This window comes from Microvirga sp. P4_A5, from assembly GCF_056402495.1.
Genome location: NZ_JBFUHH010000174.1, coordinates 1 through 3550, shown reverse-complemented (window position 1 = coordinate 3550; position 3550 = coordinate 1). Strand labels below are relative to the sequence as shown.

Genomic DNA, 3550 nt, shown 5'->3' with positions numbered 1-3550 from the left:
CGTGGGTGGCCGGGTCAAGCCCGGCCATGACGGGGAGGGTGGAGAGGGGCGTTGCGCCAAACCGCTATCGTGGTCGCCCGTAGCGCGCCCCGCTCACCACACCCGTGTCACTCCGGCAACCACTCCCATCGCCAACCCCACCACCGTCATCCCCGGGCTTGACCCGGGGACCCACGCCTTTCTTGCGAGGTGGGTGGAAAAGGCGTGGGTGGCCGGGACAAGCCCGGCCATGACGGGGAGGGTGGGGAGAGGCGTTGTGCCAAACCGCTATCGCGGTCGCCCGCAGCGCGCCCCGCTCATCACACCCACCGTCACCCGCTAACCACTCCCATCGCCACACCCACCGCCGTCATCCCCGGGCTTGACCCGGGGACCCACGACTTTCTCGCGACGCGGGTGGAAAAGGCGCGCGTGGCCGGGACAAGCCCGGCCATGACGGGGAGGATTACGCAATTCAAACATACGCAATCGCGCGTCCCGCCAGCAGCACCAGCACCCATGAGCCGAGCGAGATCGCGGCGAGTGGGCGGGCGCTGTCCGAGGTTGCGTCCTTGCGCAGCAGGTGGCCGAAGCGCCAGTGGAAGATTGCGACGTTGATGAGCCCCAGCACGAGCATCAGAATCTTGAAGCGGAAGGCCGCGTTCAGCACCATCGTGGTGGCTTCGGCCGAAAGCAGGACGATGCCGGTGACGAGCTGGACGACGAGGCCGAGGGCTGCCAGCGGAAGCGTCGCGCGGGCGAGCGCCCGCATATTGCCGGCGCGGCGCAGCACCTGAAGATCGAACACCGCGATGGCGCCCACCAAAAGCGACGCGCCAAGCACGTGGATGAGATTCGCCATCGGATAGAGCCAGGTGGTGGAGCGCGCCGCATGGCCGAGGCCCGATTGCTCATAGGCCCGCATGAGCTCGGCAAAGCTCTCCATCTGTCAGCGCAATTCGACGGTCTTGCCCGCGACCGTGATGCGCTCGGCGCGCATCTCGTGCTCGTTGCGGGTGGAGGGATAGCCTTCCACCACCACGGGCGTTCCGGGTTTCAGCATGTCGGCGGTGAGACCCCGCGCCTCCATGCGCGACAGGGGCGCGAGCGTCGCTTCCCACGTGGCGCCTTCATGTTTTAGCATGAGATGCGCGTGGGGATTCGCCCATTCCAGCATCTCGACGGGCGCGCTGATCTTGAAGATTTTCGACACTTCGTAGCTGCCCCAGCCATGATGGGCGAAGGCCGCGCCGGCCCACAGGGCGGCGGCGAGGCCGAGCGGGACGATGCGTGCGTTCATCCTGGCACCTCATTCATTGGAAGGCGGCCATTCTAGCCGATCCCGGCGCAGCCGACGAGGGCCGCTTGCGGGCCGGGTGGCCCGCTGGCATCATGCGGCACATTGTAACGAATCCCGCCCGAAGGCGCCTGTTAAACAGCCGCGGACGCGCGCCGGCAGATCTCATCAGCAAGGACAAAGACCCATGAGCGACGAAGTCGTCTTCTACCACAACCCGCGCTCGCGCGCGCAGATGGCGCATTGGATGCTGGAGGAGGTCGGCGCGCCCTACCGCATCGTCCCGATCAGTTTCGAGAAGGGGGAGCACAAGAGCCCGGAATTCTTGAAGATCAACCCGATGGGAAAGCTGCCCACCATCGTCCATCGCGGCATCGTGGTGACGGAGACGGGGGCCATCATCGCTTATCTGGCGGATGCGTTTCCGGCCGCGGGCCTTGCGCCCGCCGTCAGTGATCCGGCGCGGGGCGCGTATTACCGCTGGCTGTTCTTCGGCGCGGGCTGCATCGAGCCGGCGCTACTCGACCGGATGATGAAACGGCCCGACGTCGAGCCGAAATCGGCGCTCGGCTACGGCTCCTACGAGGATGTGCTCAACGCGCTCACGAGCGTGCTGCAAAAAGGGCCGTACCTGCTTGGCGAAAAGTTCAGCGCGGCGGATCTCTATGTGGGCGCCCAGCTCAACTGGGCGATGATGTTCGGCGCGCCGGGCCTGAAGGGCGAGACGGTCTTCGACGATTACATCGCGCGCGTCACGGCGCGGCCCGCCTACAAGCGCGCGGCGGCCGCGAACAACCCGGCGGCGTAAGGCGGTCGGGCGCGGGAGGGCTCGCTTCCCGCGCGTTCAAGCCTTATGATCCGGCCGGGGGGTTGCTGGGGAGCCACCCGCGCGTGCGCCATGCCTCGGTCGGAACACCACGTCGAGCGTCACCTCGCGGCGATTTTCGCCGCTGACGTCGAGGGCTATTCACGCCTCATGAACCGCGACGAGGTCGGCACCTTGCACGATCTCACCCGGCGGCGCGCTCTCATGGACGATCTCATCGCGCAGCACCGGGGGCGCATCGCCAATACGGCGGGCGACAGCGTCCTGGCCGAGTTTCCGAGCGTGGTCGATGCGGTGCAATGCGCCGTCGAGGTGCAGAACGCCATAGCGCACGTGAATGCCGAGGCGCCCTCGTCGTCGGGGCTCCGGTTCCGGATCGGCGTCCATGTGGGCGACGTGATCGCGAGGGGCGGCGACATCTTCGGCGACGGGGTCAATGTGGCGGCCCGCCTGCAGGTGCTGGCGCAGGCCGGCGGCATCTGCATCTCGCGGGATGCGCACCGGCATGTGCAGAAAGCCTTGCCGCTCACCTACACGGATCTCGGACCGCAGGTGGTCAAGAACATCGCCGAGCCCATCGACGCGCTGTCGATCCGGGTGGAGGAGAACGACGCACGGGACGATCCCGCGGCGATGCTGTCGCGGCCGTTGGCGCTGCCGGATCGACCGTCCATCGGCGTCCTTCCGTTCACCAACATGAGCAGCGATCCGGAGCAGGATTATATCGCGGACGGAATCGTCGAGGAGATCATCGCGGCGCTGTCGCGCGTCCGCTCGTTCTTCGTCGTCGCGCGCAATTCCACCTTCACCTACAAAGGCCGGGCGGTGGATGTGCGGCAGGTCAGCCGGGAGCTCGGCGTACGCTACGTGCTGGAAGGCAGCCTGCGCAAATCCGGTCGTCGCCTGCGCGTCACCGCCCAGCTCATCGACGGGACGGATGGCAGCCACATCTGGGGCGACCGCTTCGACGGCGAAATCGAGGATATCTTCGACGTTCAGGACCGCATGACCGAAGCGATCGTCGGGGCGATCCAGCCCAGCATCCGGTCGAGCGAGATCGCACGCGCGCGCCGCAAGCGACCCGACAGCCTCGATGCCTATGATTGCGTCATGCGCGCGTTCCCGATCGTCTGGTCGAACGATCCCGACACCGCGAGCCTCGGGCTGTCGCTGCTCGAACGGGCGATGTCGTTCGATCCGTCCTACGCGCTGGCGAAGTCTCTTGCTTCCTGGTGCTACGCGCAGCGCGTCGCGTATCTGCGTTCGGCCGACCCGAAGGAGGACATGCGGCGCGCGTTGTCGCTCGCCGAGGAGGCGGCGCGCCTCGACAGCGACGATCCCCTCGTGCTCACCACGCTTGGCGCTGCCTATACGCTTGCCCGAAAGCTCGATGTCGCCGCCGTTCTCATCGAAAAGGCGCTGCTGCTCGACCCCAATCTCGCCTGGGC

Annotated in this window: 5 protein-coding genes; 3 read left to right on the top strand and 2 right to left on the bottom strand. The window is 67.0% G+C overall.

From position 1 onward, the window contains the following. Positions 1-322: hypothetical protein (locus tag AC1DVM_RS22715; protein ID WP_477258340.1), on the top strand; the 322-nt coding region annotated here is incomplete at its 5' end. Positions 323-454: 132 nt separating this feature from the next. Here AC1DVM_RS22715 and AC1DVM_RS22710 read toward each other — a convergent pair. Then, positions 455-925: a hypothetical protein gene (locus tag AC1DVM_RS22710; protein ID WP_477258338.1), complete on the bottom strand. Its 471-nt coding sequence runs from the start codon at positions 923-925 to the stop codon at positions 455-457. A 3-nt stretch (positions 926-928) separates the two neighbouring features. After that, on the bottom strand, positions 929-1279 hold the full coding sequence (locus AC1DVM_RS22705; protein WP_477258336.1) for a DUF6152 family protein: 351 nt from the start codon (positions 1277-1279) through the stop codon (positions 929-931). 184 nt (positions 1280-1463) lie between these two features. Between AC1DVM_RS22705 and AC1DVM_RS22700 the strand changes: the two genes are divergently transcribed. Then, a complete protein-coding gene (locus tag AC1DVM_RS22700) occupies positions 1464-2084 on the top strand; it encodes a glutathione S-transferase family protein (RefSeq protein WP_477258334.1) in 621 nt (206 codons plus the stop codon). Positions 2085-2174: 90 nt separating this feature from the next. Beyond that, positions 2175-3550, top strand: a 1376-nt coding sequence (locus AC1DVM_RS22695; protein ID WP_477258332.1) for an adenylate/guanylate cyclase domain-containing protein, incomplete at its 3' end; no start/stop codon positions are given.